Here is an 18,686-nt window from a genome sequence, read left to right on the forward strand (position 1 = left end):
CCGCGCTTATGCCACAGAGCGGAACGGAAAGGAAACGGAAGCCGCTCGTCAGCACCGCCCGCGCCAACCTCATTTCTTGTTCTTGAGAGAGAGCAGCGCGGCGAAGGGACTGGCCTGCTCCTCGCTCAGCACGCCCGCTTCGCGCAGGATGCTGTCGGCCTTGGGCGAGCGCGGGTAGGGCGTCATGGCCAGCGCCACCGTCTCGGCAACCGCCTCGCCCATGTCGATGACCAGGCCGTCGAAGCCTATTGTGTCGCAATCCTCTGCGTCCAGTTCCAGCTCGTCCGCTTCGGGCACCTCTGCGCCTTCCTTGACGAAACGCAGGAGGAAATCGGTATCCACCTTTTCAGGCACCGCCACGCCGGTCGCGACGCAGGGCTGGGCCAGCGCGGCACGCACCCGCCCCTTGGCGAAGATAGCGCCATTCTCCTCGCTCAAGGCATAATTCGCCTCCAGCCGGTCGAGAGCGAGCAGATGGAAGCGCTTGGCCAGCGCCTCGCGTTCGGCGGCGTCGGCGGCGATGGTCACCGGCTGCGCATGGCGGGCAAGCTGATCGATTCGGACAGGCCGTGAAAATTCGGGAACAGCATTCATCCAAGGTCTCCCGCCACCAGGGCATCGCGGCTGAGGCAGCCGAGCCTGACCCAGCGCGAGCGCAGATGCGATTCGACATGAGCCAGCGCGTCCTGCGACGGCGCCTCGCCACGATAGAGATTGCGCGCGATCGCTTCGCTGAGGTCCGCTTCGCCCGACAGCGCCGCGCGATAGGCCGCAAGACGCCCGCCCAGCGCGCTCACCATGCGGCCGATATGCTTGCCCACGACGACATCGCCAATGCCCTCCTGCCGGAGCTGGCCATCCATATCGTCCACGAACAGCTCGGTCAGCCAGACGCTTTCCTGGCGTCCGCCCTGCGCCTCCAGCCGCATCAGCGCTTGCGCGAGGATGGCGACGATCATGTCGAACCGGCCGTCCATCGTGTCGGGAACATGCCCCTGGACATACCAATGGGGCTGCCGCCCTTCCGCGACGATGGCATTATAAAGGGTACGCATCGCGTCCTTGGGGTCGCTCTGTGCGAACAGACGCTGAAAGATGCTGGGCATGACTTAAACTGTTTCCTGGCTGAACCGAACGGCGGCCCCTTGCCGAGGCCCGCGCATTTCCATATTGATCGCCCGGCCGCCCGATGCAATGGCGGCTTTGTTTTTCGGCAAGGTCCGGGGCGTGCCCCCGCAGGAGAAGTTCATGCGCCAGTTCAGCCGCCAATCCCGCACCGGGCGGATTTTGCTTGGCGCAGGCCTTTGCGCGCTGCTTCTGGGCGCGTCGGGCTGCACCCGCATCCGCACCCATCAGGGCTATCAGGTCGACAAGCTGCTGGTCGATTCGGTGCAGCCGGGCATCGACAACCGCGCATCGGTGGAAGGAACGCTGGGCCGGCCGAGCTTTACCGCGCAGTTCGGTGACCAGGACTGGTATTATGTGTCGCGGGACATGCGCTCGCTCGCTTTTTCAAACCCCAAGCCGGTGTCGCAGACCGTGCTGCACGTCCGCTTCGATGCGGCCGGCAATGTCGTGGCTGTGGACCGCATGGGACTGGAGCAGGTCGCGAAGATTTCCCCTGCGGGCGACAAGACGCCGACGCTGGGCCGCCATCGCAGTCTGTTCGATGAGATTTTCGGCAATATCGGCGCGGTCGGCGCCGGCGGCATGGGCGGCGGTGGCGGCGGCAGCAACACCGGCGGCGGCCCGAACGGGAGCTGAAGGGCAGTATAGCGCGTCATCCCGGCGGACGCTGGGATGACGAACATGTCGTGTCAGCTTTGCATCGACGCCTTGAGCATCGTTGCAACCCCCTGTTCCAAGGGCATCGGAGAATAGCCCAACGCCTTCAATCGGTGGATATTGAGGGCAGGAAATCCGCAATCTTCCTTCCCTCCGGCCTCATGCACGACCGTTACGCCACTGCGCCCTGCCAACAGTTGCGCCAGTTCCGCGATAGTGGTGCATACGCCGCTCCCGACATTGAAAGGCCCGGCCCCGTCGCTGGCCAGCAACAGCAGCATCGCCTTCGACACATCCTCGACATGGACGAGGTCCGAACCGAACGCTCCCGTGCCATGGACGCGGATCGGCCCGCCATTGACCGCTGCTTGCGCCATAACGCCAAGCGCGCCGCTCTGCTGACCCGGCCCATAGACCGAAGCCAGGCGCAACGTCTGGAGCAGGACATCCTCCCCTCGGCAGCGTTCCGCAACATAGATTTCCTGGCCGACCTTCGAACCGAGATAATAGCCCCTGCTGCGCGGAAAGAGCGGCGCATGCTCATCCGGCGGCTCGGTGGCCGGGGCATAGGCATTGGCGCTGCTCGCCTGCATGATCCGCCCCACGCCTGCTCCTATCGCCGCATCGACCAGTTTTAGCGTACCAAGCACATTGATCCGCCAGCAGCGCTCCGCTTCTGCCGGATCGCGATGGTCGGAGGGGATATGCGCGGCAAGATGGACCAGCGCCGCGCAACCGCCCAGCCCCACGTCCTCGACAGCCGAAAGGTCTAGAAAAGCCCATTCATCCACCGGATCAGCCTCAGGCGGACGGCGGCGGGCGAGGTGGCGGATGCGCCAGCCTTTTCGGCGCGCGGCCGCCGCGAAATGGCGACCGACAAAGCCCGAACCGCCGGTCAGGGCCAGCAGGGGAGCGTCGCCGCTCATCGCACCGCGTCGATGCGCTCCCGCGGCACGAACATCTCGTCCAGATAGCGCAGGATCACCCCCGACCGGATCGGAGGCTGCAAGATCGGCGTGCCATGGAGCAGTTTCCGCACGCACATCTCCACCTCGTTGAAGCCCGCCATGGCGCGCAGCGGCGTCGTGCCGGAAAAGCGGGCATTGATTTCGAACACGCGGGGAGTTCCATCGGGATCGGTGCGGAACTGGAAATTGGCGGGACCATGGGGTTGCAGCGCCCGGCCGAGCGCCCGCACCTGTTCGTTCAATTCGGGATAGTCGCCAGCATAAGCGCGATAGGTGTTTCCGTCGCGCAAGTCGCGGCGCATCACGATCGACGCCTGCACCTCGCCATCGAAGACGAGCGTGCTGGCGGTGAACTCGCAATCGGGGTCACCGACGCATTGCTGAATGACGAGCCCGCTACGCCCTTCCCGCGCCAGCGCCAGTTCGGCGCGATCATGGACGAGCGATACGCCGACCGATCGGGCGCCGATACGCGGCTTCACCACCAGCGGAAAGCCGACCTTGGCGATCAAAGCCTCTACCGCTTCCCCATCCTCGGCGGCGGCCGAAGCGGGGTGAGGCAGGCCCACACTTTCGAAGAAGCGCGCAGTCTCCAGCTTGTCGTCGGCAATGGCGACGACGCGGGGATCGCTGACCAGTACATGCGTCCCGAACAGCGCCTCCAGCCGGTGCCGTTCGGCGGCGAACCAGGACAGCTCGACATCGGTTCCGACCAGCACGACATCGGGGCGCTCGCGGTCCAGCAGTTGGTGGATGCGGTCGCCAAAGGCCGGATCATTGGCGAAGGGCAGGCGATAGGCACCGTCCGCCCAATAAAGGCCCGCCGACAGCGGATTGGGATCGGCCGCGATCACGCTGCACCCCAATGTCGATTGCCGCAGCGACTTGATGATGCCCTGCCCCAGGACAGCGCCCGCGCCGGTGACGAGAATCTTCATGCGAAGAACCGGCAGAGCCGCTCCTGCGTGGGCGCGGACAGGGTGGTGGCGCGGATGGCGTGCATCTGGTCCTCCGGATCGAAATCGATGTCGCGGCTTTCGATGGTCACAAAATCTCCCCTGATTTCGATCATCGCCCATTTCGGCGTCCGGTCCCGGTCGTCGCGGGGCTGACCGAGCGAGGCGAGGGTGAAGATGGTGGCGGCTTCGCAATCATAGCGGCGATGCCGGTGAACATGGCCGAACAGGCCGTAGCGAAAGCCGCGCACCGCCACCATCGCGGCGGCTTCCTCCGCCTCCAGTGCCGAGCGAATATAGCGCCAATCGCCAAAGTCGAAGGGATTGGCATGGGCAGCGAACAGCGGCCCCTGCGACCAGCTATCCCGCCAGTCGAATGCCTTCATGCAGCCGGGAGGGATATGGGCGTCGGTCCAGTCGACGCTCTCGCGCAGCCAGTCGGGCAGGTCGGCGCGATAGGCCTCCGCCGCGCGCGATTCCTGATAGAGCAGGTCGTGATTGCCACGGATCAGGATCGCGCCGTCACGCGCCGCCGCGCCCTGCACCAGTTCCAGCGTCTCCAACGGCTGCACGCCATAGGTGAGGAGATCGCCCAGAATCAGCATCCGGTCGAACCCCTCGCGCCGCGCAGCGGTGAGGGCGAGTTGCAGCGGATCGCTGGCGGCATGGATATCGGTCAATGCCGCTATTCGCATGGCGAGATGGGCCGGATCAGAGGGGAAGCGCGAAGGGGAGCGCGACGCGCATCGATCAGCTCCTGATAGAGGGAGAGGTGGGCCGCAACGCAGTTTTCGATGGAAAAACGCCGGGCGGCTTGGAGAGCGCCCTGCGACAGCGCGGCATAATGAGCATCTTTGCGGAGCGTCTCCAGGATCGCCTCCGCCAGCGCGGCAGGATCGGACGGCGGGACAAGCTGGCCGTTGACGCCCGGCATGACCATTTCGCGATTGCCCGCCACCGCCGTCGCGACGATCGGCAGGCCGCTCATCGCCGCCTCGATCATCGCGATCGGAAAGCCTTCCCAAAGCGAGCAGTTCACGAACAGGTCCGCCTGCCGCATCAGCGCATCAATATCGTCGCGCACACCCAGCAGTTCGACTGGCTCTCCCGCGGCCTGCGCCCGAAGCTGGTCGAACTGCGGTCCCGCGCCCGCGATGCAGATGCGGGCCGTGCGCCCCTGGACCGTCAGCGCGTCGGACAATGGGCGGGCGGCGCGGAGCAGGGTCGGATAGTCCTTTTGTTCCGACACCGTCCCGACGGCGAGGATCATCGGATCATGTCCGGCGGCAGAGCGCGGCTGTTGCGTCTGGAAACGGGCGCTGGCCGCGTTCAGGATCATGCGGATGGGCTTGCGCGCATGGCCGCGCAACAGCGCCTCGCACTGATCGCTGATCGCGACATAGCTGTCGACGATGCGGTCGAAGAGGGCAAACGCCGCCGGAGGGAAGGAAAGGCGGCTGTTATGATGGGTCAGCACCACCGGCACGCCGGGCATGGCAAGCGCGAGAGGAAACAGTGCGCGGGCCGTATGGGCATGGATCACATCGGGCCGGATCGATCGCAGCGCCCGGCGCAGAGCCAGCGCTCCCGTCAGCCAGTTGTTGCGATTGGCCAATCCCAGCGAAACCGCCGCTGCCCCCGCCTGTCGCATGCGCGCCATCATCGCCGTTTCGATGCCGGGCGCATTGCCGACCTGCGCCGCATCGCTGAGCGAAATGACGGTCGTCGCGTGCCCCGCCCCGGCAAAGGCTTCCGCCAGATTGCAGACCAGCATTTCGGCGCCGCCCGATGTGAAGCTGGTGATGATCGAACAGATGCGCATGTCAGCCGGCCAGGTCGACACCGGTGGCGGCCAGCAAGGCAAGGGCGCGGGGCGACAGGTCGGAACGGCACCGCTCCAGCACCAGATCGGCCTGATCCGGGCTCAGCCACTCACCAAAGGCGCCCGCCTTGCCGCTGCGCATGCGCAGGCTCTGGTCGTCATTGCGGTCATAATCATGGCCGGGAATGCCGCCGCCGCGTTCCTTGTCGCGCATTCGGTCGAACTGGGCGGCGGCGACGGCGCGGGCAAGGATATCGCCCTCAGGCTCGACGCCCAGAAAGGCGAGGATGCCCGCAACGGTAGCGAGCGGCTCGCTAAGCAGATGCTCATAGCTGATCAGATGATGGGGCCGTCCCTCCAGCCCCACCGCCCAGCCGTTCAGATAACCGGTCAGCGCCGCCATCCCATATTTGGGCTCGTCCAGAAAGGCGGCCATATCGCCGGAGAAGCTCTTTTTATGGCGGGTCGCGTGGAAATAGGCAGACACGATCACGTCACGCGGATCGCGCACCAGGAACAGCACCGGCCGGTCAAGGAACAGCCGATCACGATAGGGCAGATGGCTAACCAGGATCAACGGCAGCGCCGCAGCGCCGCTCCGTCCGACAAAGGCGTCGATGCCGCGCACCGGATCGCGGTCGAAATTGGGCAGGACGCGGAAGGTGCTGGTGAGATCAGGCTCGAATCCCAGCCGGGCGCTCTCCGCAAAATAGCAGGAGAGCAGATAGCGCAGCCAGGTGCGCCCGCTCTTGGGATAGGACACCAGAAAGGCGTCGGCCCGCGCGGCGGCCAGGCGGAGATGCGGTTCATCCCGCAACCGCCGCCGCATCGCCCGCGCAAAGCCCTTCAGCGACATCATGTTCATGATCCTGCCCCCACGCGATGATGATCGAGAACGCCGGTGATGACCGACTGCCAGCGGGCGAGCACCTGATCATGGCCGAACAGAGCCATCCGATCCCGCGCCTCGGTTCCCAAAGCCTCGCGCCGGGCTTCATCGGTGCAAAGGGAGAGGATCGCTTCCCCCAGCGCAGCCACGTCACCATTGGGCACCAGCAAGCCGCTTTTGCCATGCTCGATCATCTCGGCCGGACCCCATTGGCAGTCGAAGGCAATGACCGGCAGCCCCGCGCCCATGGCTTCGCCCACGACGATGCCCCAGCCCTCGAAGCGCGACGACAGGACGAACAGGTCGGATTGGGGAATCCACTCGCCCGGTTTCTCCGTCACGCCGGGCAGGCTGACCCGTCCCGTCAGGCTCAGGCGGTCGCGCTGGCGTTGCAGCGCCGCTCGCTCCGGCCCCTCGCCCCAGATCGCCAGCTTCCAGTCGGGGATTGCATGTGCAACACGGGCAAAGGCGTCCAGCAGCAGGTCGAAGCCCTTTTGCGGCACCAGCCGCCCGACCGCGCCGATGGTGCGGCCATTGGGCCTGCGTTCCGCGCCCATGATGGCTGGCGGCACGGGATTGGGAATGACCCAGCCCTTCACGTCCATGGCGCCCTTGAACCAGTCCATCGCCCCTTGCGTCATGGTGATGAGACCCGCGGCCCGCGGATAGGTCATCTGCCGTAGTCGGTTCCAGACCGGCCCCACCGTCTGGAGCGCGGGATTGTTGCGTTCCGACACGATCACGGGAATACCGAGCGACCGGGCGGCAAGCACCGAAAGGATGTTGGTGCGCGTCAAGAAGCTCACGACCAGTTCGGGCCTTACCGCCTTCAGCGCTTGCCTCAGCAGCCTCTGCCGTCGCAACATCGCCAGCGCTCCAGACGCGGCGGCGCGGCGGCGCGACTTCATACCCAGTCGGATGATCCGCACCTCCGGATGATAGGCATAGTAAGAGGGCGCCGACGGCTCCTCAAAGGCGATCACGGTTATGGCCCAGCCCTGTGCCGCGAAATGGTTGCAGAGCAGGCTGACGATATGTTCCGATCCGCCCGCGCCCAGCCCCGGAAGGACGAACGCGAGCATGGGTGGCCTGGACGCTCTTACCAGCATGGCGGCGGGGTCCTGTATAATCACGCTGTTACGCGGACCAGTGTCCTTGCCGGGGCGGCCCAAGTCCATTGCGCGAAGGGGTTAGGCGCTGCCTCTTTGGGTGGCGGCGTCAATTAAGCCGACATCAATAATGCCAGCCTCAATAATGCCAGCCTCAATAATGGACGCGCAGTTCCAGCCCGATGCGGGTGCGGTCATAATCGTCCAGCGGGTCGGTGCTGTCGCGCTTGGAAAAGCGCGCTTGGGCCGCCAGCGCCATGCGGCGATTGAGCGCATATTCCAGTTCCCCGGTCACGCCGTAGATCTTCTCCGTCAGGCCGGTGCCGAAATATTTGCTGCGGCGATAGACCAGCCCGATCTCTCCCCGCAGATTGTGGCGTATTTCCTGGGCAACCCCCAGGCGTAAGCGCATGTCCTCCCGCGATTGCACGCCAGTCCGGTAGGTGGCGACATTGCCGATGAAACCGTCCAGCGTGATCGCGGTGCGCGGCCGGGGAGCATAGACCAGCCCGACCTGCGCGGACAGGCGGGTGCGCGGCTCGATCCGCTTATCCTGGGGGTCGAAGCGATAGACGCCGATCGCCGCCTCCCCCCGGATCGTTCCGCCCGGATCTATCGCCACCCCCGCGCGCGCGCCATAGGTCTTCGAATCCCGGTCGATTTCCCCCAGTTGCGGTGTGCGGCGAAAATCGCGCTTCGACGCGAATCCCTCGACGAAACCGTTCATCAGCGGCGACACGCGCAGCATGACCCGCGCCAGCGCGCCAGCATTGTCGAGATCGCGGTTGTCGTCGATCGCCTTGGTATAGCGGAAGCGCGACGCCGTGCCCCTCACCATGAAGCCGAGGCGCGCACCCTGATGGGTATAAGCCAAATCCCCCTCCAGCGCATTCAATTCACGCGGGCCGATGGATGGCGCGCTATTGCCCTCCGGCTCGCCCCGATCCTCGATGATATGCTGCCAGCTTGCCGCCGCCGCCAGCTTGTCCGAAGCGGAAGGGGTCCAGTTGAGGCCCGCCGCAACCTTGCCGCCTGCCGCATCCTCGCTGTCATATTGGAAATATTTGCGGAAATCCCCTTCGGCTCGGGCGTTGAGTTCGATCGCGCCGCCCTTGCGGTTGATCTCCACATAAGGGCGGAAGACGGCGCGGACATCATCCTTCTCGCCAAAGGCCTGGGCATAGATATTGCTGTCATATTCGATCCGCGCCGTGCCGCCGATCTCCACCGTCGCGCTGCCCAGCGTCAGGGGGGTGGGTATGAACAGCGCCTCGGGCGCATCGAGCGCCGTCGTGGGGGATTGCAGTTCCTGCGCCGAGACAGGCATGGCGAGGCCAAGCGCGAGAGCCGCGCCGCTCGAAACCAGCCCGCGCATCAGAACCACTTCTCATAAATGCGCACCGTGTCGCCCGGCTGGATCATGTCCCGCTCGCCCGCGCGGCCGACGACTTGCCGGCCATCGACCATGCGGGTGATGGCGACGCTGCCCTGCTCCGCCCGGAAGGTGTAGCCGCCCGCGACGGACACAGCCGCCAGCACCGACATGCCCGCGCGATATTGATATTCGCCGGGGCTCTTCACTTCGCCGAGCACATAGAAGGGGCGCAGCTTCACCGGCTGGACGCTGACCGTGGGCGCGTTGAGCAACTGGCGCTGCGTCAGTTGCTGAGCGATATTGGCCTGCAATTCCGGCACCGTCTTGCCGCCCGCGTCAACATCGCCCAGCACCGGCAGGGAAATCTGGCCGCGATCGTTGATCACATAGCTGCTGTTGCCCGGATCGGTGGCGCTGAGGCCCGGTATCGCCACCCGCACCTCATCGCCCGCGCCCAGCCGATAGGCGACGGTCGGCGCCGGCGGTAGGCTGGCAAGGCCCGAAAGCCCGCCCGAACAGGCCGTGGTCAGAGCAAAAAGGCCAAGGAAAAGACCATGATAAAGCCGTTTGCGCATCTGCGTCCCCTCTCAATTGGATGAGCGGAAGTTTAAGCCCTTCGGCTGATTCAGGGGTGGGCAATAACGGGTCGGCGCCAGGCAAAAAGGGCGAGCGAGGCGACGCTTTGGGAGTGGTTCAAAGGAGGCGTCCGAGAGATTTCGGTGCCGTTAAGCCGCCAGCCGATGATCTTGCTTCCAATGGCCGAGATCCCGCCCGATCAGATCCTCCAGATCGGCAATGTCCCGCGCATAATAGTCGACCATGCGCTGACGCAATTCGGGGGGCAGCGGCGGATAGGCGATCTGCCGGGCGAACACCCCACGCACCCGTTCGAAAACCGCATGACCACGCAGGGGACGAACCGCTTCCTTCAGCGGAGCGAGCGCGGTGCGCACAGGCAAGGGCAGGAAACGTTCGCTGCTATCGTTTCGCGGATCGGACCCCACCTGCGTCGAATAATGGCAGGGCGCGCCGATATGGTCGCTGACGATGGCGACGGTGGCTTCGGGCGCGGCCTTCACATCCTCGAACAGGATCACCTTGACCTGTTCCGCGTCGAAATGGTCGAGCCAGCGCCGCATATGCTTCGCATAAAGGCCGTCTTCCAGAAAGCGCGGCTGATCGCTCGGGCGACCGTCCAGATAATGCTCCGGCGCCCTGGTCACGGTGCCCCGGCGAAACAGCATCTTGTAATCGGAATAGGCGCGGTCGACCGGGTTGCGCAACTGCACCACCAGACGGGCATTTGGCAGGTCGGCGGCAAGGCGCCCCGTAGCGTCCGGATGGGCGAGATAGTCGGCGGACTTTTCCCCCAGCATCTGGTCGGGCCGCGCCCCATCGAAGAAGCGCCGATAATGATCGAGGCCGAGATGATGATCCTGACTGAAGAAATGCGGTTCCGGCGCGGGCAGGTAGATGGCGGGATTGTCCTGAAGCTGGTTGTGAATCCAGGTCGTCGCGCCCTTGACGGCGCCGATGATGACGAAGTGCGGCAGGCGGTCGTTGGTCATCATGGCTCGTCCCTTCACGATTCCAGCTCAGCCATCGCGATTTCAAGGCAGTTGGCGAGGCGGTGCATGTCCTCATCGTCGAGCAGATGGTCGACGGGGAAGGCGATGCTGCGGCGCCCCAAATCCTGCGCCACCGGCAGCGAGCCGTCGCGGCGCACGTCAAGCCCGGCAAAGGCCGCCTCCCGCGTCATGTCGGCGCAGGAGCCACTGCCGACCGGCATGCCCATGCGCACCATCCGGTCGATCATCGGCGCTGCCCCGCTTTCGCCCAGCCGGTCGGCGGCGATCGTGACATAGAGCCGATAGAAGGCATGGCCGACATGATCCGGAATCAGCGGCACCTGCACGGCTGGATCGGCTTGCAGCAACCGCATCAGCAGTTCCGCATTGCGGCGACGGCGGGCCAGCCAACCGGGCAGCTTGGCAAGCTGCGCCCGGCCGATCGCAGCCTGCATTTCGGTCATCCGTCCGTTGCTGCCAAAGCTGTCGTGCAGATAGCGGAAGCCGCCGCTTGTGGCGGGGGCGAAGAATTTGTCCGGATTCTTGCCATGATCCTTATAGGCCCAGGCCCGCTTCCAATGCGCCTCATCGCGCAGCAGGAGCATGCCCCCTTCCCCGCCGGTCGACATGATCTTGTCGGTGCAGAAGGAAAAGGCGGCGGCATCACCGAAGCTGCCGACCGGGCGGCCATGGAAGGTCGCCCCATGCGCCTGCGCGCAATCCTCGACCAGCCACAGCCCTTTTTCGTCGGCCAAATCCCGCAACGCACCCATGTCGCAGGGCCATCCCGCGAGATGCACACACAGAATCGCGCGAGTGCGGCTAGTGAGCATCCGGCGGGCGGATTCCGACGCGATCGTGTTGCTGACGGGATCGATATCGGCAAAGACCGGCGTTGCGCCGGCTGCCACGATGCAAGCCGCACTGGCGAAGAAACTGCGCGAGGGCAGGATCACCTCATCCCCCGGCCCGATGCCCAAGGCCCGCAGCGCCAGTTCCAGCGCGACCGTGCCATTGCTGACGGCGATGCCATGAGGCATGCCGCAGAAAGCAGCGAATTCCGCCTCGAACCGGCGAGTCTGTTCGCCATGGACCATCGAATTGACCCGGCCACTCTCCAGCACATGCATGACCGCCGCGATCTCATCCGCCTCATGCTGCGGCCAGCGCAGCGCGGGATGGTCGAGCGGGCTGAGGCGCGGAGGGAGGGCGGCTTGGGCAGGTACGGCTTGCATCATGATTCCCTCAAAAAGTCAGGCGACGTCGCGCGGCAAATGGGTCTGCAAGGCAGCGGGAATCTCGGCGGGGTGCGGCATCATGAACAGCGTGTCGGCGCTTTCGGCCGCCAGACGCCGCAATATCTCCGCCCAGCGCGAACTGGCCGAGGCAGCAACCATCTCATGGGTCAGCCGGATCAACTCGTCCGCATCGCCCGCCGCGATCAGCCGGGCGAGCTGACCGAAGCCCTCCACCAGCATTTCCAGCGGAATGGGCGAGGGCATGGCTTCGAAAATGCCGGGAATGGCGCTTTCGATCTTGTCCTCGCTGCTGTCGAACAACTCCTCGAACAGCTTTTCGCCGGGGCGCAGGCCGATGAACCTGATCGGCACGTCGATGTCCGGGCGCAGCCCCGCCATGCGGATGACCCGGCGGGCGATCTCCACGATCTTCACCGGCTCGCCCATGTCGAGGACGAAGATGGTGCCGCGTTCCGAATCCGTCTCCAGCGCGCGGGCGCTGCTTTGGAGGATCAGCAGCACCGCCTCCTGCACCGTCATGAAGAAGCGTTCGATATCCGGATGGGTGACGGTCAGCGGCTTGCCATTCGCCAGTTGCTGCTGGAATAGCGGGATCAGCGATCCGCTGGACCCCAGCACGTTGCCGAAGCGCACCGTCAGGAAGCGGGGGCTGTCGGGATCGCAACTGCCGATCAGGTCGAGCGCCTGGCAATAGAGTTCGCCCAGCCGCTTGGTCGCGCCCATCAGGCCGACGGGGTTTACCGCCTTGTCGGTAGAGATCTGGATCATCGCCCGCGCCTCAAACTCGCAGACGGCATCGGCCACATTGCGGGTGCCCAACACGTTCGTATGCACCCCGGCGCAGGGATTGGCCTCCACCATCGGCACATGCTTGAGCGCGGCGGCGTGAAACACGATCTCCGGCCGCCGCCGCTCGAACACCTGCCAGAGCGCGGGACGCTGGCGGATCGAGCAGAGTTCGGCATGGAAGCGGACATGGGGGAATTTCTCCCGCGCCTCCATTTCGATCGCGTAGAGATTAAATTCGCTGTGATCGAGCAGCACGATCTCGACCGGCGCATAATAAGCGAGCTGGCGCACCAGTTCGCCGCCGATGGTGCCCCCTGCCCCCGTCACCATGATCCGCGCGCCGGTGACGACGCGCTCCAAATAGCTGTGCTGGACCGTGATTTCCGGCCGCCCGAGCAGTTCGGCCAGCGGCATCTTCTCGATCGCCATGCGGTCGCCGTCCATGGATTGAGCGCTGGTCCAGGGATTGCGGAAGCGCGAGACGACCAGATTTTCCTGCTCCGCCAGGCTGGCGATGCGCAATATCTGCTGCCGGTCGAGCCGCTCGCTGCTTTCCTGCACCACCAGGCTGACCGGGCGCTTTCCCGCCCGGTCGAGGTCCGCGACGATCCGGGGCAGCATCTCCGGCGATCCCAATATCGGCAGGCCGCCGACCTGCAACCGCCGATCATGCCCATCGAAGGAAATGACGCCGACGATTTCCAGCCCGCCACCGGCATCGGTGGGGACAAGGTCCGCCATGACCCGCGCCCAGTCCAGCTCGCCCAGCAGCAATATGCGGCGGCGGGCCTGCACGGTCCGGCGCAGGCGGGCGGAGCGGACATGTTTGAAGAACAGCCGACGGAGCGCGCGCGCCGCCAGCAGCGCGGCGACGGTCAGCGGCACGTCAACCGTCAGGAAGACGGTCATCACGCCGCGCATCATCTTCTGCGGCGCGATCAACCCTGCGGTCATCATCCAGATGAGCCAACTGCTGGCGAGCAGGCTGACCGCCAGCGACAGCGCGTCCCCGATCGACAGGAAACGCCAGCTCTGCCGATAGGTGCCGATGACGAACAGCACGGTCAGGTTGGCGCCGACGAACAGGCCCATGAACCAGGGGTCGAACAGCGTCTGCGGCATGGGCAGATCGGACAGGATCAATCGCGAGAGCATGAAGCTGCCCAGCATGATCAGCGCGTCCAGCATCAGGATGATGACCAGCCTGATCGCCTGGAATCGCGTCGCCCCCCCCGCCGCGAAAGCGCGGACGGCGGCATCCAGTCGCAGGAGCGGCGTCTGCGCGATGGCCTGCGTTCCGTCCTGCCCGGCTGGTGCGATATTCGGCATCCGCTTGTCTCCGATCCCTTGGTCCGCCGGTTGCGGGGGAAGAGGGTTGCCTGGAAGCGTCACCCTGCAGTCCCGCCGCAACCGACGGTAGGGATAAGGCTATCGAAACAGGCGCTTCCCGGTAATCGGTCGACCGGACACTATCCTTTATCCCATGCGCGACCCGTCCGGCGCGGCTGTCCGCCCATTGGGGCTAGATGCGGGCGCGATGGTGCCGGGGAGCGTGCCAGGGCGAGCGCGGACGGGGCGGTTCTGCCTCAAAGGGGTAATCTACCGATGCACCGCCGGGGCGCGGCGCTGCCTGTGATACCTCCGGTCCAGGACTTGGTTCGATGAAGGCGCGATCAAATCAATCGGGACAGAGCAACAGGGAAAGCAGTGCACAATGAAAGTCGTGATCCTTTCCAGCCTGTCCTGGTCGCTGATCAATTTCCGCGGGGCGCTGATCGCCCGGATGATCGAAGAAGGGCATGAAGTCGTCGCCTGCGCGCCCGATGAAGAGCCGGAGGTGCTGGCAAGGCTGGCGGATATGGGGGTGCGCTTCTGTCGGACGCCAATGGCGCGGGCGGGCACCAACCCGCTCCACGACGCCCGCACCCTGTTCCATTACCGCCGCCTGATGCGCACGGAGCGGCCCGATGTGGTCGTTGCTTATACGCAAAAGCCGATCATCTATGGCGGCCTGGCGGCGCGGCTTTGGAGCCGGGCGCGCTATTTCGCGATCATGAGCGGCCTTGGCTATGTCTTCAGTGAGGAGGCAGACAGCCGCCGCTGGCTGCGGACCATCGTATCGCGGCTCTACCGGACCGGCATCGCCAGGGCGCGGTGCATCTTCGTGTTCAATGGCGACGATCATCGCCTCATGCGGGACAGTGGGATCGTCTCAGCCGGACAGAGGGTGGTGCAGGTGCCCGGCTCAGGCATCGACGTTCGGCACTTTGCCGAGCAGGCGCTGCCCCCCAGTCCTTTCACCTTCCTGATGACGGGTCGCCTGATGCGCGACAAGGGCGTGGGCGAATATGTGGAGGCGGCGCGGATCATCCGGGCGCGGCGCCCGGACGTGCGCTTCCTGCTGCTGACCCGGCCCGAGACCGAGAATCCGACCGGCTATACCGCCGCCGATCTGGAGCAGTGGCGCGAGGCGGGGCTGATCGAGTTCCTGCCCGAAACCCGCGACGTGCGGCCCTTCATCGCGTCGGCCCATGCCTTCGTGCTGCCCTCCTTCTATCGTGAGGGGCTGCCGCGCACGATATTGGAGGCGCTGGCGACCGGGCGGCCAGTGATCACCACCGACATGCCGGGCTGCCGCGAGCCGATTCGGGACGGGGTCAACGGATTGCTGGTGCCGCCGCGCGACGGGCCTGCGCTGGCCGCCGCGATGGAGCGGTTGATCACCGATCCGCTGCGCCTGACCGCCATGGCCAAAGCAGCGCGGCAAACAGCGGTCGACATCTATGACGTCGACAAGGTGAATGCGATGCTGCTGGATGTCATGCAATTGCGCGGCACCGCCATCCCGACATTCGTTGCGGCGCCTTTGCCCGCCCTGCTGGTGGCGGAGCGCGCATGATCGCCTGTCTCCGCCCGGCGGGACTGTTGGCGATCGGCTTTATCGCCCTGCTCTCCCCCCTGTTGCTGCTGCTGTCGGTGCTGGTGCTGCTCGGCCTGGGACGGCCGGTGCTGTTCCGCCAGGTTCGAAGCGGCCTGGGAGGGCGGCCCTTCGCCATGGTCAAGTTCCGCACCATGCGAGACTTGCGCGACACGCAAGGCGCCTTGCTGCCCGATGCGCTCAGGACCACGGCGCTGGGGCAGTTTCTCCGTCGATCGCGGCTGGATGAGCTGCCCGAACTGATCAACATCGCGCGCGGCGACATGGATTTCGTCGGCCCCCGCCCGCTATTGCCGCACACTGTCAGCGCCATGGGACGCGACGGCGTGGAACGGGGACGAGTGCGTCCCGGCCTCACCGGCTTGGCTCAGGTCAGCGGCAACACGCTGCTGACGGTGGAGGAAAAGCTGCGCTTCGACCTCTGGTATGTGCGCAACCGCAGCCACCGCCTCGACGCGCAGATCATCGCCCGCACGCTGCTGGTCGTGACCGGGGGCGAAAAAAGGATCGACTGGCATGCCGACGAAGCGCGCCCTCCTCATTGGGGCAGTTGAAACCACCCGGATCGCTCTCGACGCGATCGCTCGGCATCCCGAATGGGAGATCGCCGCCGTCGTCACACTCGATCCCGCCCTGGCCAGCCGGCATTCGGATTTTGTCGACCTGGAGCCGGCGGCGCGGGAACAAGGCTGCCCGATCATCCATGTGGACAATATCAACCGGGAGGAAGCCCTGTCCGCCGTCAGAGACATGGGCGCAGATATCGCCTTCGTCATGGGCTGGTCGCAGATTTGCGGGCAGGCCTTTCGCGATCTCTTTCCCGATCGGGCCGTTGGCTATCATCCCGCCGCCCTGCCCCGGCTGCGCGGACGCGCCGCCATTCCCTGGACGATCCTGCAACAGGAGCCGATCACCGCCGGAACGCTGTTCTGGATCGATGCGGGCACGGATACAGGCGCCATACTCGACCAGCAATATTTCCATGTCGCGCCGATGGAAACGGCAGCGACGCTCTATGCCAAGCATATGCAGGCGCTGGCGATCATGCTCGACCGATCGCTGGGGCGGATCGCAACCGGAGAGATGCCGCGCATCATTCAGGATGAAAGCTGCGCGACCTGGGCTGCGCGGCGGACGCCGATGGACGGGTTGATCGACTGGCGGCAATCCGCTGCGGACGTGCTGCGGCTGGTGCGGGCGACGGGCCATCCCTATCCGGGCGCCTTTACCCGGTCGAACGGCGCGGATCTCCACATCTGGGAGGCGGTGCTGTCGGACGTCGGGGGACGCCATGCCGCCTCCGCCGGGCAGGTGATCGCGCGGACGGCGGAGAGCTTCACCCTATATTGCGGCCAGGCGACCGCTCTCACCGTCACCCAATGGAGCGGCCTCGACAAGCCGCCGAAACTCCACGCCATTTTAGGGGACTAAGCCCATGCCACTGCCTTTCAACGCCCGCCGAATCGCGGTGGTCGCCCCCCATCCAGACGACGAGATATTGGGATGCGGCGGCACCATGGCGCGGGCCGCGGCGGCGGGCGCGGAGGTGCATGTGGTCGTCGTCACCCGCGGCCAGCCGCCCCTTTTCGAGGAAGAACTGGTGGGGTGGATTCGCGCGGAAACCTTGCGCGCCCATGACATTATCGGCGTGGCCGACACGCAGTTCCTGGATTTTCCCGCCGCGGGGCTGGACCAGATCAGACGGAGCGACCTCAACCAGGCCTTGTCATCGGCCCTGTCGCGGATCGAGCCCGACCTGCTGCTGATCCCCTTCATTGGCGACATTCATCTGGACCACCAGATCGTCTTCAATGCCGCATTGGTCTATGCGCGGCCCCGCGGCAGCGGCGGTCCCGGCTGCGTCCTGGCCTATGAGACGCTGTCGGAAACCAACTGGCTGGCGCCCGGCGTGACCCCGGCGTTCATTCCCAACATGTTCGTGGACATCAGCGAAACCCTGGAACGGAAGGTGGCCGCCTTCCAGGCCTTCCAGAGCCAGGTGAAGCCCCAGCCCGACGAACGGTCGGTCGAGGCCATCCGCGCCCTGGCGACATTGAGGGGCGCGACGGCCTATCGTTACGCTGCCGAAGCCTTTGTTCTGGTTCGACAAATTTATTAACTTGTGTTAACCCGCCAGCGAATCGCCTGGGCGGTGAATCAGCGCGATTCTGCCCCTGGCTACACCGTTTGAAATACCACCAAAGTTGTAATTTAGACTGTTGCAACCGCAGCATCTTCCATCAGACCCAAGAAAAATTCGGAAAATTAACAGTGCGTTAACGCGTTATTGCGTGCACTCAAAATTTCCATTGTACATTCCGGGACTCTCGCGGCAAAAATATGGTACTGATAAGTTGTTGAAAGAAAAAGAAAGGGTCGCACTACAGGCATTTGATTACTGGTCTTCTACATTCCGTTTGGGGCCTGCTTACGGAGGTGGAAGAGATCATGAGGGGACCACCCAATGTCTTACCCAGTTAATGTGCGTCTGTTGTGCGGTAATGCGATCGTTCGGGAGGGGCTTAGCCGCATCCTGATGGAAAGGGATTTCCGCGTAACCCAATATCCCAATGTCGCTACGGTGCTTCAGCAAATCGAGGTGCCGGAAGAGGATACGGGACCATCCCTGCTCCTGATCGACGACGGAACTGAGGCGATCGACGCCGAAACGCTCTCGATTCTGCAAAAACGTTTTCCCTGTTCCTATCTTGTCCTGCTGTCGGACAGATTTGATTTCCAGATCATGTTGAAGGCGTTCCGGCTGGGAGCGCTGGCTTATATCGTCAAGGAAATTTCCTGCGACAGGCTGGTGGCGACTCTGCGGCTGGTGGCCATGGGCGAGCGTGTCCTGCCACCCCAACTGGCGGACGAACTGCAATCGCGGCCAAGCCTGACTGACGCGATGGAAGTCGAACGCCCGGTGGATGCGGCTTGCCTGTCCGACCGGGAACTGGAAATACTGCGCTGGCTCATCATGGGATGCCCGAACAAGGTCATCTCCAAGCGGATGGACATCAGCGAGGCGACCGTGAAGGTCCATGTGAAGGCCGTGCTGCGCAAGCTGCGCGTCAAGAACCGGACGCAGGCGGCGATCTGGGCAGCCAATCACGGCATGCGCGGACGCGTGGCGGAGGTCGAACCCGAACTGCCCGTCGCCATCCCCCATCCGGCGCGATTGCCGGTTCTGGAATTGGCCGGCGTCGCAAGCCGCGTCTGATCTTCACGTCC

19 protein-coding genes are annotated in these 18,686 nt (G+C 64.9%); 6 read left to right on the forward strand and 13 right to left on the reverse strand.

The window, feature by feature from the left end:
* Positions 1 to 69: 69 nt before the first annotated feature.
* The gene (locus tag VVT58_RS12655) at positions 70 to 594 is read right to left on the reverse strand and encodes a DUF177 domain-containing protein (protein WP_327753344.1); all 525 of its coding nucleotides are present in this window, start codon (positions 592 to 594) and stop codon (positions 70 to 72) included.
* The gene (locus VVT58_RS12660; RefSeq protein ID WP_327753342.1) at positions 591 to 1,106 is read right to left on the reverse strand and encodes a ubiquinol-cytochrome C chaperone family protein; all 516 of its coding nucleotides are present in this window, start codon (positions 1,104 to 1,106) and stop codon (positions 591 to 593) included. The genes VVT58_RS12655 and VVT58_RS12660 overlap by 4 nt, the downstream gene beginning before the upstream one ends.
* A gap of 88 nt (positions 1,107 to 1,194) precedes the next feature.
* Here VVT58_RS12660 and VVT58_RS12665 point away from each other — a divergent pair, with 88 nt between their 5' ends.
* Positions 1,195 to 1,764, forward strand: coding sequence for an outer membrane protein assembly factor BamE (locus tag VVT58_RS12665; RefSeq protein WP_066562092.1), 570 nt, complete (start codon positions 1,195 to 1,197; stop codon positions 1,762 to 1,764).
* Between the two features lie 53 nt (positions 1,765 to 1,817).
* Here the strand turns inward: VVT58_RS12665 and VVT58_RS12670 are convergent, their stop codons facing one another.
* The 11 genes from VVT58_RS12670 to VVT58_RS12720 all read right to left on the reverse strand — a co-directional run bounded on the left by VVT58_RS12670 (position 1,818) and on the right by VVT58_RS12720 (position 13,849).
* Entirely contained in the window at positions 1,818 to 2,711 is an 894-nt protein-coding gene (locus VVT58_RS12670) for an NAD(P)-dependent oxidoreductase (RefSeq protein WP_327753340.1), read from the reverse strand.
* Positions 2,708 to 3,691, reverse strand: coding sequence for an ATP-grasp domain-containing protein (locus VVT58_RS12675; protein ID WP_327753339.1), 984 nt, complete (start codon positions 3,689 to 3,691; stop codon positions 2,708 to 2,710). The genes VVT58_RS12670 and VVT58_RS12675 overlap by 4 nt, the downstream gene beginning before the upstream one ends.
* Complete coding sequence (locus VVT58_RS12680) at positions 3,688 to 4,389, reverse strand: metallophosphoesterase family protein (RefSeq protein ID WP_327753338.1); 702 nt, start codon at positions 4,387 to 4,389, stop codon at positions 3,688 to 3,690. Before VVT58_RS12680 ends, VVT58_RS12675 begins: the two co-directional genes overlap by 4 nt.
* A 5-nt stretch (positions 4,390 to 4,394) precedes the next feature.
* Positions 4,395 to 5,531 (reverse strand): glycosyltransferase, encoded by a 1,137-nt coding sequence (locus tag VVT58_RS12685; protein WP_327753337.1) that lies wholly within the window; start codon positions 5,529 to 5,531, stop codon positions 4,395 to 4,397.
* Between the two features lies 1 nt (position 5,532).
* Positions 5,533 to 6,396, reverse strand: a complete 864-nt coding sequence (locus tag VVT58_RS12690; protein ID WP_351999987.1) for a sulfotransferase domain-containing protein — start codon at positions 6,394 to 6,396, stop codon at positions 5,533 to 5,535.
* Complete coding sequence (locus VVT58_RS12695) at positions 6,393 to 7,502, reverse strand: glycosyltransferase family 4 protein (protein ID WP_327753335.1); 1,110 nt, start codon at positions 7,500 to 7,502, stop codon at positions 6,393 to 6,395. Before VVT58_RS12695 ends, VVT58_RS12690 begins: the two co-directional genes overlap by 4 nt.
* Before the next feature lie 181 nt (positions 7,503 to 7,683).
* On the reverse strand, positions 7,684 to 8,904 hold the full coding sequence (locus VVT58_RS12700) for an outer membrane beta-barrel protein (protein WP_327753334.1): 1,221 nt from the start codon (positions 8,902 to 8,904) through the stop codon (positions 7,684 to 7,686).
* On the reverse strand, positions 8,904 to 9,479 hold the full coding sequence (locus VVT58_RS12705; RefSeq protein WP_327753333.1) for a polysaccharide biosynthesis/export family protein: 576 nt from the start codon (positions 9,477 to 9,479) through the stop codon (positions 8,904 to 8,906). Before VVT58_RS12705 ends, VVT58_RS12700 begins: the two co-directional genes overlap by 1 nt.
* A 150-nt stretch (positions 9,480 to 9,629) precedes the next feature.
* Positions 9,630 to 10,472 (reverse strand): sulfotransferase family protein, encoded by an 843-nt coding sequence (locus VVT58_RS12710; protein ID WP_405053741.1) that lies wholly within the window; start codon positions 10,470 to 10,472, stop codon positions 9,630 to 9,632.
* 14 nt (positions 10,473 to 10,486) lie between these two features.
* A complete protein-coding gene (locus VVT58_RS12715; RefSeq protein ID WP_327753331.1) occupies positions 10,487 to 11,710 on the reverse strand; it encodes a DegT/DnrJ/EryC1/StrS family aminotransferase in 1,224 nt (407 codons plus the stop codon).
* A gap of 15 nt (positions 11,711 to 11,725) precedes the next feature.
* Entirely contained in the window at positions 11,726 to 13,849 is a 2,124-nt protein-coding gene (locus tag VVT58_RS12720) for a polysaccharide biosynthesis protein (protein WP_327753330.1), read from the reverse strand.
* A gap of 385 nt (positions 13,850 to 14,234) precedes the next feature.
* Between VVT58_RS12720 and VVT58_RS12725 the strand changes: the two genes are divergently transcribed.
* The 5 genes from VVT58_RS12725 (at position 14,235) to VVT58_RS12745 (ending at position 18,675) form a co-directional block, all read left to right on the forward strand.
* Complete coding sequence (locus VVT58_RS12725; protein ID WP_327753329.1) at positions 14,235 to 15,419, forward strand: glycosyltransferase family 4 protein; 1,185 nt, start codon at positions 14,235 to 14,237, stop codon at positions 15,417 to 15,419.
* On the forward strand, positions 15,416 to 16,012 hold the full coding sequence (locus VVT58_RS12730; RefSeq protein WP_327753328.1) for a sugar transferase: 597 nt from the start codon (positions 15,416 to 15,418) through the stop codon (positions 16,010 to 16,012). Before VVT58_RS12725 ends, VVT58_RS12730 begins: the two co-directional genes overlap by 4 nt.
* Positions 15,975 to 16,889, forward strand: coding sequence for a formyltransferase family protein (locus VVT58_RS12735; protein ID WP_327753327.1), 915 nt, complete (start codon positions 15,975 to 15,977; stop codon positions 16,887 to 16,889). The genes VVT58_RS12730 and VVT58_RS12735 overlap by 38 nt, the downstream gene beginning before the upstream one ends.
* A 4-nt stretch (positions 16,890 to 16,893) precedes the next feature.
* Positions 16,894 to 17,577: a PIG-L deacetylase family protein gene (locus tag VVT58_RS12740; RefSeq protein WP_327753325.1), complete on the forward strand. Its 684-nt coding sequence runs from the start codon at positions 16,894 to 16,896 to the stop codon at positions 17,575 to 17,577.
* A 345-nt stretch (positions 17,578 to 17,922) separates the two neighbouring features.
* Complete coding sequence (locus tag VVT58_RS12745) at positions 17,923 to 18,675, forward strand: response regulator transcription factor (protein ID WP_327753324.1); 753 nt, start codon at positions 17,923 to 17,925, stop codon at positions 18,673 to 18,675.
* Positions 18,676 to 18,686: the final 11 nt, after the last annotated feature.

Source organism: Sphingobium sp. SJ10-10, assembly GCF_036038995.2.
Taxonomy (GTDB): domain Bacteria; phylum Pseudomonadota; class Alphaproteobacteria; order Sphingomonadales; family Sphingomonadaceae; genus Sphingobium.

What these genes read in the sequence shown, in the direction of transcription:
- VVT58_RS12655 (WP_327753344.1), bottom strand. Translation starts at nt 594, where the DNA reads ATGAATGCTGTTCCCGAATTTTCACGGCCTGTCCGAATCGATCAGCTT.
- VVT58_RS12660 (WP_327753342.1), bottom strand. Translation starts at nt 1,106, where the DNA reads ATGCCCAGCATCTTTCAGCGTCTGTTCGCACAGAGCGACCCCAAGGAC.
- VVT58_RS12665 (WP_066562092.1), top strand. Translation starts at nt 1,195, where the DNA reads ATGGCGGCTTTGTTTTTCGGCAAGGTCCGGGGCGTGCCCCCGCAGGAG.
- VVT58_RS12670 (WP_327753340.1), bottom strand. Translation starts at nt 2,711, where the DNA reads ATGAGCGGCGACGCTCCCCTGCTGGCCCTGACCGGCGGTTCGGGCTTT.
- VVT58_RS12675 (WP_327753339.1), bottom strand. Translation starts at nt 3,691, where the DNA reads ATGAAGATTCTCGTCACCGGCGCGGGCGCTGTCCTGGGGCAGGGCATC.
- VVT58_RS12685 (WP_327753337.1), bottom strand. Translation starts at nt 5,531, where the DNA reads ATGCGCATCTGTTCGATCATCACCAGCTTCACATCGGGCGGCGCCGAA.
- VVT58_RS12690 (WP_351999987.1), bottom strand. Translation starts at nt 6,396, where the DNA reads ATGAACATGATGTCGCTGAAGGGCTTTGCGCGGGCGATGCGGCGGCGG.
- VVT58_RS12695 (WP_327753335.1), bottom strand. Translation starts at nt 7,502, where the DNA reads ATGCTCGCGTTCGTCCTTCCGGGGCTGGGCGCGGGCGGATCGGAACAT.
- VVT58_RS12700 (WP_327753334.1), bottom strand. Translation starts at nt 8,904, where the DNA reads ATGCGCGGGCTGGTTTCGAGCGGCGCGGCTCTCGCGCTTGGCCTCGCC.
- VVT58_RS12705 (WP_327753333.1), bottom strand. Translation starts at nt 9,479, where the DNA reads ATGCGCAAACGGCTTTATCATGGTCTTTTCCTTGGCCTTTTTGCTCTG.
- VVT58_RS12710 (WP_405053741.1), bottom strand. Translation starts at nt 10,472, where the DNA reads ATGACCAACGACCGCCTGCCGCACTTCGTCATCATCGGCGCCGTCAAG.
- VVT58_RS12715 (WP_327753331.1), bottom strand. Translation starts at nt 11,710, where the DNA reads ATGATGCAAGCCGTACCTGCCCAAGCCGCCCTCCCTCCGCGCCTCAGC.
- VVT58_RS12720 (WP_327753330.1), bottom strand. Translation starts at nt 13,849, where the DNA reads ATGCCGAATATCGCACCAGCCGGGCAGGACGGAACGCAGGCCATCGCG.
- VVT58_RS12725 (WP_327753329.1), top strand. Translation starts at nt 14,235, where the DNA reads ATGAAAGTCGTGATCCTTTCCAGCCTGTCCTGGTCGCTGATCAATTTC.
- VVT58_RS12730 (WP_327753328.1), top strand. Translation starts at nt 15,416, where the DNA reads ATGATCGCCTGTCTCCGCCCGGCGGGACTGTTGGCGATCGGCTTTATC.
- VVT58_RS12735 (WP_327753327.1), top strand. Translation starts at nt 15,975, where the DNA reads ATGCCGACGAAGCGCGCCCTCCTCATTGGGGCAGTTGAAACCACCCGG.
- VVT58_RS12740 (WP_327753325.1), top strand. Translation starts at nt 16,894, where the DNA reads ATGCCACTGCCTTTCAACGCCCGCCGAATCGCGGTGGTCGCCCCCCAT.
- VVT58_RS12745 (WP_327753324.1), top strand. Translation starts at nt 17,923, where the DNA reads ATGTCTTACCCAGTTAATGTGCGTCTGTTGTGCGGTAATGCGATCGTT.